This is a genomic window from Nocardiopsis moroccensis (genome assembly GCF_055763695.1).
Map to the genome: position 1 here is coordinate 1,597,078 of NZ_CP199747.1, position 9,082 is coordinate 1,606,159.

11 protein-coding genes and 1 pseudogene are annotated in these 9,082 nt (G+C 70.8%); 7 read left to right on the top strand and 5 right to left on the bottom strand.

The window, feature by feature from the left end; genetic code table 11:
- Positions 1 to 141 precede the first annotated feature (141 nt).
- Positions 142 to 981 carry an alpha/beta fold hydrolase gene (locus tag ACUKCB_RS06710; protein WP_473039616.1) on the bottom strand — a complete coding sequence of 280 codons (840 nt, stop codon included), beginning with the start codon at positions 979 to 981 and terminating at the stop codon, positions 142 to 144.
- Between the two features lie 158 nt (positions 982 to 1,139).
- Between ACUKCB_RS06710 and ACUKCB_RS06715 the strand changes: the two genes are divergently transcribed.
- Positions 1,140 to 3,026, top strand: coding sequence for an ABC transporter ATP-binding protein (locus tag ACUKCB_RS06715; RefSeq protein WP_473039617.1), 1,887 nt, complete (start codon positions 1,140 to 1,142; stop codon positions 3,024 to 3,026).
- Between the two features lie 126 nt (positions 3,027 to 3,152).
- Here ACUKCB_RS06715 and ACUKCB_RS06720 read toward each other — a convergent pair whose 3' ends face one another.
- Positions 3,153 to 3,539: a VOC family protein gene (locus ACUKCB_RS06720; protein WP_473039618.1), complete on the bottom strand. Its 387-nt coding sequence runs from the start codon at positions 3,537 to 3,539 to the stop codon at positions 3,153 to 3,155.
- A gap of 147 nt (positions 3,540 to 3,686) precedes the next feature.
- Here ACUKCB_RS06720 and ACUKCB_RS06725 point away from each other — a divergent pair, with 147 nt between their 5' ends.
- Positions 3,687 to 4,421, top strand: a complete 735-nt coding sequence (locus tag ACUKCB_RS06725) for an SDR family oxidoreductase (protein ID WP_473039619.1) — start codon at positions 3,687 to 3,689, stop codon at positions 4,419 to 4,421.
- Between the two features lie 221 nt (positions 4,422 to 4,642).
- On the opposite strand, the pseudogene ACUKCB_RS06730 reads toward ACUKCB_RS06725, so the two are convergent.
- A pseudogene (locus tag ACUKCB_RS06730) lies at positions 4,643 to 4,768 on the bottom strand (TetR/AcrR family transcriptional regulator); the annotation flags it as partial.
- A 77-nt stretch (positions 4,769 to 4,845) separates the two neighbouring features.
- Positions 4,846 to 5,223 (bottom strand): VOC family protein, encoded by a 378-nt coding sequence (locus tag ACUKCB_RS06735; RefSeq protein WP_473039620.1) that lies wholly within the window; start codon positions 5,221 to 5,223, stop codon positions 4,846 to 4,848.
- Between the two features lie 102 nt (positions 5,224 to 5,325).
- On the opposite strand from ACUKCB_RS06735, the gene ACUKCB_RS06740 reads away from it, so the two are divergent.
- The 5 genes from ACUKCB_RS06740 to ACUKCB_RS06760 all read left to right on the top strand — a co-directional run bounded on the left by ACUKCB_RS06740 (position 5,326) and on the right by ACUKCB_RS06760 (position 8,485).
- Entirely contained in the window at positions 5,326 to 5,766 is a 441-nt protein-coding gene (locus tag ACUKCB_RS06740; protein WP_473039621.1) for a fluoride efflux transporter FluC, read from the top strand.
- Positions 5,763 to 6,131: a fluoride efflux transporter CrcB gene (gene crcB, locus ACUKCB_RS06745; RefSeq protein WP_473039622.1), complete on the top strand. Its 369-nt coding sequence runs from the start codon at positions 5,763 to 5,765 to the stop codon at positions 6,129 to 6,131. The genes ACUKCB_RS06740 and crcB overlap by 4 nt, the downstream gene beginning before the upstream one ends.
- 39 nt (positions 6,132 to 6,170) lie before the next feature.
- Positions 6,171 to 6,830, top strand: a complete 660-nt coding sequence (locus ACUKCB_RS06750; RefSeq protein WP_473039623.1) for a class I SAM-dependent methyltransferase — start codon at positions 6,171 to 6,173, stop codon at positions 6,828 to 6,830.
- Between the two features lie 120 nt (positions 6,831 to 6,950).
- Entirely contained in the window at positions 6,951 to 7,553 is a 603-nt protein-coding gene (locus tag ACUKCB_RS06755) for a class I SAM-dependent methyltransferase (protein ID WP_473039624.1), read from the top strand.
- A gap of 233 nt (positions 7,554 to 7,786) precedes the next feature.
- Positions 7,787 to 8,485 (top strand): SRPBCC domain-containing protein, encoded by a 699-nt coding sequence (locus tag ACUKCB_RS06760; RefSeq protein ID WP_473039625.1) that lies wholly within the window; start codon positions 7,787 to 7,789, stop codon positions 8,483 to 8,485.
- A 170-nt stretch (positions 8,486 to 8,655) separates the two neighbouring features.
- Here ACUKCB_RS06760 and ACUKCB_RS06765 read toward each other — a convergent pair whose 3' ends face one another.
- Positions 8,656 to 9,078, bottom strand: coding sequence for a hypothetical protein (locus ACUKCB_RS06765; protein WP_473039626.1), 423 nt, complete (start codon positions 9,076 to 9,078; stop codon positions 8,656 to 8,658).
- Positions 9,079 to 9,082: the final 4 nt, after the last annotated feature.

Consider the following 9,082-nt stretch of genomic DNA (forward strand, 5'->3'; position numbering starts at 1 on the left):
GGGGCGGCTCCTCGGAGAGGGAGGCTCGCCGGGAGCCGGGACCGATAGCGACGGCTCCGCCTGCGGGGAGGCGCTGGAAGCCCTGCCGGATCGGCGAGGCCGGCGCCGCCACCCTGGGCGGACGTTCCTGATGGGCGGTGCTCACCCCCGCAGGAAGTCCAGCACCGGTTCGGTCTGGCCGAGGACGGCATGGCCGACCTCGGGCAGGACCCTGACCTGGGCGTGTGGAACGCACTCGCGTACCCGCCGGGAGGTCTGGGCCGAGTCGAACATCAGGTCGCGCTCGCCCACGGTCACCTGGACCGGCATGGCCAGGGTGCGCAGGGCCTCGTCCGGGAAGACCGGCAGGGTCTCGGTGCGCGGCCGGAACTGGGTGAAGTTCTCGACCACCGAGTCCAGCACCGCCTGGTCCCCGGGCCGGTCCAAGCCGGTCATCAACCGGGCGGACAGACGTTTGCCCCGGTGACCGAACAGGCTCAACAGGGCTGCGCCCAGGATTCGCCACCGCCTCTGGTCACCCACGCCACCAGGGCACAGCAGGGACAGCCGGGTGACCCGGTCGGGGCGGCGGATCGTGTAGTCCAGCGCGGCCCAGCCGCCCAGGGACATCCCCGCCAGGGCGGTCTGTTCCAGACCGAGACCGGCGAACACGTCGTCCAGCCACAGCGCGCTGGCCTCGGTGGCCAGGTCGGGGCGGGAGGGTGCGCTCAGCCCGGGTTCGCCGGGCAGGTCCACCGCGTACACCCGGAAGTGTTTCGACCAGGCGGGTAGGTCCGCGAACCAGGTGGTGGTGTTGGCCCCCGAGCCGTGCAGCAGTACCAGTGGCGGGGCCTGCTCGGGCCCGCAGGCGAGCACGAAGGTCTCTCCCTCGCGGGTGGGCAGGTACAGGTGCTCGGCAGGGACCGGCCCTTCCGTCAGGGCCTGGCGGTACCGCTCCTGCAGCCTCAGCCCTCCGGCTTCGGTTCGGTAAATCATGCTCATGATGTGGAACCTCCTTCTTGCTCCCTAAACTACTCTAAAATCCCCTCCTCGAGAAGACTTTGGGGAAGATAAGGGAAGTGGGATCGGAAACTTGACCTCAACTAATCTTGAGGTTCTACGGTTCAAGGGAACCCAACCCAACGGACCGGTGGACGACCATGAGTATGGAAATGGCCGCGTGGAACTCGATCTACCACGCGATGCACGCCCAAGAGGACCAGCGCCCCTTCTCCCTGCCGATCATGCGCAGGATCGCCTCCTTCGCCCGCCCCCACTCCCGGCACCTGGGCTGGTTCCTCGCCCTGAGCGTGCTCACAGCAGTCCTGGCCGTGGCCTCCCCGCTCCTGGCCGGGGAGGTCGTCAACGCCATCGTCAGCGGCTCCGCGATCGAACCCGTCCTCCGCCTCGCCGGGCTCATCGCCCTGGTCGCCGTCGCCGAGGCGGCCCTGTCCCTGATCGTGCGGTGGCTGTCCGCCAGGATCGGCGAGGGCCTCATCCTGGACCTGCGCACCACCGTCTACGACCACGTCCAACGCATGCCGGTCGCCTTCTTCACCCGCACCCGCACCGGAGCCCTGGTCAGCCGGCTCAACAACGACGTCATCGGCGCCCAACGCGCCTTCAGCGACGTGCTGTCCGGGGTGATCAGCAACCTCGTCACCCTCGTCCTCGCCCTGGTCGTCATGGCCACCCTGTCCTGGCAGATCACCCTGATCGCGCTCTTGCTGCTGCCCGTCTTCGTCCTGCCCGCCCGCCGCATGGGCGCCCGCCTCGCGAAGATCGAACGCGAACGCACCCTCCACAACGCCGCCATGGGCACCCAGATGACCGAGCGTTTCTCCGCACCCGGTGCCACCCTGGTCAAGCTCTTCGGCCGCCCTGGCGAGGAGTCCGCCGAATTCGCCCGCCGCGCCTCCCGCGTCCGCGACATCGGCGTACGCACCGCCATGGTCCAGGAGGTGTTCTTCACCGCCCTGACCCTGGTCTCCGCGCTCGCCCTGGCCCTGGTCTACGGGCTCGGCGGCTTCTACGCCCTGCGCGGCCAGATCGACGCCGGAACCGTCGTGTCCATGGGCATGCTCCTCACCCGCCTGTACGCGCCACTGACCGCCCTGGCCAGCGCCCGCGTGGAGGTCATGAGCGCCCTGGTCAGCTTCAGCCGGGTCTTCGAGATCCTCGACCTCAAGCCCCTGGTGGACGAAAAGCCGGACGCGCGTCCGGTCCCCGAGGGGCCGGTGTCCCTGGAGTTCGACGGCGTCACCTTCGGATACCCCACCGCCGACAGGGTCTCCCTGGCCTCCCTGGAGGAGGTCGCCACCCTCGACACCACCGACAACGGGCCCGTCCTGCACAAGGTGTCCTTCCGCGTCGAACCCGGACAGACCGTGGCCCTGGTCGGCTCCTCCGGCGCGGGCAAGTCCACCATCGCCCAACTCACCCCCCGCCTGTACGACGTGGACGAGGGCACCGTCCGCCTGGCCGGAACCGACGTCCGCGACCTCACCTTCGACTCCATCCGCGCCACCCTGGGCATGGTCACCCAGGACGGCCACCTCTTCCACGAGTCCATCCGCGCCAACCTGAGCCTGGGCTCCCCCGAAGCCACCGACGACCAGATCTGGGACGCCCTGCGCCGGGCCCGCCTGGACACCCTGGTCGCCTCCCTGCCCGACGGCCTGGACACGGTGGTCGGTGAACGCGGCTACCGGTTCTCCGGCGGTGAACGCCAGCGGCTGACCATCGCCCGCCTCCTCCTGGCCGGACCCGAGGTGGTCATCCTGGACGAGGCCACCTCCGCCCTGGACTCCACCTCCGAAGCCGCGGTCCAGGCGGCTCTGGCCGAGGCACTGGAGGGCCGCACCGCCCTGGTCATCGCCCACCGGCTCTCCACCGTGCGCGCCGCCGACGCCATCCTCGTGATCGAGGCCGGACGGGTCGTGGAGCGCGGCACCCACACCGAACTCCTGGCCCGGGGCGGACGCTACGCCGAACTCCACCGGACCCAGTTCGCCGAGGGGAACCCCGAACCGGCCACGGTCAGCTAGGCACCTCCCAGGAACACCGGAGGGCCGGGCCCCTCCGGAGCCGGAACCCGGCCAGGAACCCCGTCCCCCGGTGGCGCCACACCGGGGGACGGCCGCGTTCGGTCACGGACGACGGAGCGGGTTCGATCAGCCGAGCAGGTCCCAACGGTTTCCGGCGATGTCGAGAAAGACCGCGACACGACCGTAGGGCTCCGTGCGCGGCTCGGTGACGAACCGGACCCCGGCGGCCGCCATACGCGTGTGGGCTGCCTGGAAATCGTCCACACGCAGGAAGAAACCGACGCGTCCGGCGACCTGTTCTCCGACCACCCTGGCCTGTCTGTCACCGTCGGCTCGGGCGAGGAGCACGCCCGTCCCCGAACCGGGCGGACGTACCACGACCCAGCGTTTGGGGCGCCCGTCGTTGGTCAGCGAGGGCGAGTCCTCCACGAGCTCGAAGCCCAGGGCGCTGACGAAGAAATCGACCGCGGGATCGTAGTCGTCGACGACAATGGTGACCAGGTCCAGGTGCATGGCTTCAGCCTAGGGAATTCCGGCGGCGTGAACGGGGACGAAGCCGAGCGGGACCGTGCACCGGTCGGCGGACGAGCGCGGCCCGAAGGCGGGCGGCACCCGTAAATCCGTGGCCCCGGGCGCGGCGCCCGTGCCAGGCTCTCCGCCATGACAGCGAACGAGGCACACGAAGCGTCCCCGGACGATGCTACGGATCCGGTCAGCGGCAGGGTCCTGGTCAGCGGGGCGACCGGCGGGATCGGCTCGGCCCTGGTGGAGGCGCTGGTGGCGCGCGGGTGGTCGATGACGGCCCTGGGCCGTGACCGCGAACGCCTCGCCGCACTCTCCCACGGACGTCCGCGGGTACGCACGGTGCGAGCCGACCTGCGCCGTCCCGAAGTCCTCGCCGAGGCGGTGGCCGACATCGGGGAACTGGACGCGTTCGTGCACTGTGCCGGGGTGTCCCCGGTCGCCCCGGTCGCGGCCTCCTCGGTGAGCCTGTGGCAGGAGGTACTGGCGGTCAACCTTGTCTCGGCCGCCGAACTCACCCGCGCCCTGCTGCCCGCCCTGCGCGCCAACCGCGGGCACGTGGTGCTGGTCAACGCCGCGCCCGGTCTGCGCGAGGTGCCGGGGTGGGCGGCCTTCGCCGCGAGCAAGACGGGGCTGAGCGAGCTGGCGGGCTCCTTGCGTCAGGAGGAGGCCGCGCACGGGGTGCGGGTGACCGGTGTCCACCCGGGCGGTACCGCCACGGAATTGCTGCACCAGGTGCGGAGCGCGTTCGGGCGTGACTACGACCCGGCTGCGTGCATCCAGCCCGCCACCCTGGCCCGCGCTGTCGTCGGTGTGCTGGAGCTGCCGCGCGACGCCCAGGTCCCCGAGATCCACCTGCGCCCCGGCGGATGAGACGGCTCGCCCGCCGACCCGGGCGGCCCCCACGTTGACCGGGGACGGCCGGGCACAGCGGCCGGGCTCGGACCGGTGGTCCGAACGGCCGACACGCCAGTCCGGTCAGAGGATGCGCCTGGCCGTTCCTTAACAGTGTGCGGGAGTGACCTCTGGCGCTCTCCCGGTCCTGCGCGCGTCCCGAGCGGTCTTGGGTGTTCGGCTGAGCATGCGCAACTCATGCTCAGTTTCCAGGAACGGTATCCCGCCTCTGCGATGGTTTCCACCGCCGCCTCGATGATCTGCGCCCGCCGCGCCTCCTCGATGAAGGACCGTTTCTGGCCATCTGGCTTGTTTTCTGACTGCATGGCCAGAATCTAATACGCAGGGTCAGAAGGCCATGGGGATGCCCCTGAACGCTCCCTGATCCGGACCCTCGGACGCTTCAGTCGTCGATCAGGCAGAACTCGTTGCCCTCGGGGTCGGCCAACACCACCAGGCCGGGGTGACGGTCCACCACCCGGGCTCCCAGGGCCAGCAGCCGCTCCAGCTCCGCACCGTCCCCGACCAGGTCGACGTGCACCCGGTTCTTGACCGCCTTGGGTTCGGGAACCCGCTGGACGAAGAAGGACGGGCTCCCCTGAGGACCCTCCACCATCACCTGGGGGTCGTCCTCGGGGTCGTGGACCCCCAACGAGCGGAGCCGCGCCAACTCCTCCTCGTCGTAGGGCGCCACGGCGTACCCGTCCATGGCCGCGGCCCAGAAGCGGGCCAGTGAGGCGGGGCGGTGGCAGTCCAGGACGATGTCGCGCAGTCGAGCCATGGCCGGACCCTAGCCCTGTCCGCGCCGGGCGGGCCAGGGCTTTTCCCCGCATGGCAGGGAAGCTTCAGGCACGGGGCCGCGTAGGGGGAAGGAGTCTCCCAGGTGCAGAATGAACCCATGTTCTCCTCCGCACGGGGCGCTCCGTGGCCCCTGGTCGCCGCCGTGTCCGCGGGCGGGGCCCTGGGCGCGCTGGTCCGCCACGGCCTGGACGTGCTCGGACCGCAGTCGGCCTCCGGGGTCTCCTGGACGGTCCTGGCGGTCAACGTCAGCGGCAGCCTGTTGATCGGCCTGCTCATGGAGCTGATCGCTCACCGCCGACCCGAGAACCGCTTCGTCCGGCCCTTCTGGGGAGTGGGCCTCCTCGGCGGCTACACCACCTTCTCCGCCTACGCCATGGACGTGGTGACCGCCCTGGAACGGGGAGCACCACAGGTCGCGCTCGCCTACCTCGCCCTCACCCTGGCCGGGGCGCTCACCGCCGCCTGGGCCGCCTCGTCCCTGGCCCACCGCATCCTGTCCCACAACGGAAGGGGTCAACCGTGAGCGCGCTGATGGTCGCCCTGGGTGCCGCCCTGGGAGCCCCCACCCGATTTCTCGTGGACCTGGCGCTCAAACGCCGGTTCGGGGAGGACTTCCCCTGGGGAACCCTGCTGGTGAACGCGGTGGGCAGCCTGCTCCTGGGCGCGTTGATGGCGCTGCCGCTGTCCTCCGGGGCGGCGGCGTTCCTGGGCACGGGGCTGTGCGGGGCTCTGACCACCTACTCCACGTTCGCCTACGAGAGTGTCCAGCTCACCAGGGCCAATGCTCGGGGTCGGGCCCTGGCGTACGTGCTGGCGAGCCTGTGTCTGGGGCTGGGCTCGGCGTGGCTGGGCCTGACCGCGACGGCCCTCCTGCTCGGCCTGGACTGATCGCTGCTGGCCCTATCCCGATCTCACTATTGTGGCCGCATGCCCCTGCTGACACCTCTGCTCTCCCGACTGGACCGGTTCAATCGGCGCCACCCCTGGAGCCACAACGACCGCCTCTCCCCCTGGGTGGTGCGCAGGGTCGCGGCCAGTGGGGCACGCGAGGTCCTGGACGTGGGATGCGGCACCGGAAACCTGGTCGCCCGTCTGGGCCGCCGAGCGGATTCGGTCACAGGTCTGGAACCAGACCCGGAAACCGCATGGATCGCCGCGGCCCGCTTCGTGAACACCCCCGGCATCACCATCACCGGGGCCCGGTTCGACCAGCGCGACACCACCCGCCGCTGGGACGCCATCACCCTGGTCGCGGTCCTGCACCACCTGCCCCTGGAACCGACCCTGCGCGAACTCCGCGCCGATCTGGCCCCCGGCGGGCGCCTGGTGGTCGTCGGCTGCCACCGAGACGAAGGTCCGGCCGGCCAGTTCGCAGGATTGGTCTCGCTCCTGCTCAACCCGCTCGTGGGTCTGTGCCGACACCCGGCCCCGGCTGCAGGCCTGCCTCCGCACATGCGCGCGCCCACCGCGGAACCACGGGAGACCCTCTCCCGCATCCGTGCCGTGGCCGCCAGGGAGCTGCCCGGGGCGCGCGTGCGCAGACGTCTGTTCTGGCGGTACACCCTGGTCTACGATCACCCGGCCTGACCCACACCCAATTATTGCCGTTCCGGCAACAAGCTTTGCCGCAGAGCCGGTGGTCGGGGCACCGTGGTGGCGGAGGAGGCCAGCAGGTTCCTCCGAACCCCGTCACCGAGGAGACCGATCATGGACGCACAGTTCTGGGACGACAGGTACGGCAGACGCACCCAGCTCTTCAGCGGTGACCCCAACGGCGTCCTCGTCACGGAGCTGGCCGACCTGCCGCCCGGGCAGGCCCTCGACGCGGGCTGCGGTGAGGGTGGCGACGCGCTGTGGTTGGCCCGACGGGGTTGGCTGGTCACCGCAGTCGACATCTCCCAGATCGCCCTGGAACGCGCGGCCACCGCCGGAGCCGACGTCCAGGGACGGGTGTCGTGGAAACACGGCGACCTGACCACCACCCCTCCTCCGGCTGAGGCCTTCGACCTGGTCTCGGTCCACTACTTCCCACTCCCGCGCCGGGCCGACCACTGTGCGCTGCGCGGCCTGCTGTCCGCCGTCGCCCCGGGCGGCACACTCCTCTTCGTCGGCCACGACATCATCGGCCTGCCCGAGCGTTTGGACGACGGCCACGTCCCCGCGGACTACTACCAGCCCGCCGAGGTCGCCGATCTCCTGGGCTCCGACTGGGACATCTCCGTCAACGAGACCCGCCCGCGGGTCGTCCCCGTGCCGCCGGGTTCGCACCACACCCACGACACCGTCCTGCGCGCCCGACGCGCCCGGTGACCCGGCCCGTTCCCGACCGGGCTCCACCTGCTCGGGAGTGGTGGCCCGCCGGCGACCGGAGTAAAGTGGACCGTGGCGCGGTCCCGCGCCCAACCTCCGGCCCCGGCGCCCACGCCGTCGGCTTCGCGGAGGCAAAGGGGACCCTGGAGTTCTCGGGACGCCGGTCTGACGTGTGGCCCTTCCGGCGGGGCGGCGGGAGCGTGGGGCTCGTCGCGGACCGCCGAGGAGCTGTCATGACCAGCCAGAAGTCCTTCAAGCAGCGCGTGCGTTCCCGGATGGACAAGACCGGCGAGAGCTACACCGCCGCCCGCGCCCACCTGATCACGGACCCCGAACCCGTGCCGAGCTCCGCTCCCGCCGACGAATCCGCCCCGCGTGCGGGCACCGGCGCCGCCACCATCCGCGAGCGCGTCTCCGGCACAAAGCTCGCCGAGGCCACCGGCCGCGACTACGAGGTCTGGTTCGCGCTGCTGGACGCCTGGGAGGCCACCGCTCGTACCCACACCGAGATCGCGGCCCGGTTGGTCGAGGAGCACGGTATGAACGGCTGGTGGGCCCAGACCGTCACCGTTGCCTACGAGCAGGAACGCGGTCTGCGCGTCCCGGGCCAGAAGAAGGACGGTTTCGCCGCCAGCGCCGGCAAGACCGTGCACGTTCCGGTGGAGCGGCTGTTCGCGGCCTTCGCCGACCCCGAACTGCGTGCCCGCTGGCTGCCCGTCGAGGCGGCCGAGCGTACGGCCAAGCCGGGCAGGCGCTTCACCGCGGACCTGCCCGAGGCCACCCGTATCGCCGTGACCTTCCAGGCCAAGGGCGAGTCCAAGGCCCTGGTCGGTATCGAGCACACCCGCATCACCACCGCCGAGCGTGCCGCCGGGTGGAAGAGCGAATGGCGCACCTGGCTGACCGACCTCAAGAAGCTCTTGGAAAGCTAGAACGGCGAAGTACGCACCACGGAGATACGCGAGTCCGCCAGTCTTGCCTCCGAGTACCGAAGGAGGGCCTCAGGGACGGAAAGGACGGTCGTCCCCACCGCCCCGAAGGCCCTCCCCGCCTCCCCTGGCCGGTTATGGGCCGTGCGGCCCCGCCATGGCCGGCGCATCGGTCACAGGTTGGTCCACATGTGGGAGGAGATGTTGTTGTTCAGCGCCTGGCCGGAACCGGCGCCGGTGTTGGCGTCGAAGGACCAGCGGCTCAGGTTGGCGAGGGCCACGCCGTTGTGCACTCCCCTGCGGGCACCGGAGTGGTTGAGTCCCCAGTAGACCCACACGTCGTCGAGGTTGCCCGGGTAGCCGTTGTTCCACAGTGAGGACGTGGTGTTGCGGCACGAACCCCAGTTGGAGGAGTTGCCCGACCAGGACCCGCAGTAGTTCTTGTAGTCGAAGCCGTAGTAGGCGTGCAGCCTGCCGTCGGCGGCCGAGGCCGCGGTGGGGGATCCGATCTCCTCGGCCTGCGCAACGGGGGCGTTGAACAGGGCCGCGGCGGTGATCACCGCGGCGACCAGGGCCGTCATGCGCTTGGTCCTCATGGTT